The sequence below is a fragment of the Acidovorax facilis genome, from assembly GCF_023913775.1.
GTDB lineage: Bacteria > Pseudomonadota > Gammaproteobacteria > Burkholderiales > Burkholderiaceae_C > Acidovorax > Acidovorax facilis.
The window spans coordinates 1-255 of record NZ_JAMXAX010000366.1; the positions used below are offsets into that span (position 1 = coordinate 1).

Below are 255 nucleotides of genomic sequence, written 5' to 3' on the forward strand. Positions count from 1 at the left end.
CCCCGAACAGGTGCAGGAATTTGTAAACCACAGCTGGTACAAGTACGCCGACGAAAGCAAGGGCTTGCACCCATGGGACGGTGTAACTGAAGCCAACTATCACCCCGAAGGCCCGAACTTCAAGGGCACTCGCACCCGAATCGAACACCTCGACGAGTCGGCCAAGTACAGCTGGATCAAGTCGCCTCGCTGGCGTGGCCACGCGGTCGAAGTCGGCCCGCTCTCGCGCTACATCCTGAGTTACGCCCACGCTAT

The 255-nt window shown here is 59.6% G+C and carries 1 protein-coding gene; it reads left to right on the forward strand.

Going from position 1 to position 255, the window contains the following annotated elements; genetic code table 11:
* Positions 1-255: nickel-dependent hydrogenase large subunit (locus NFX52_RS31525; protein ID WP_252636038.1), on the forward strand; the 255-nt coding region annotated here is incomplete at both ends.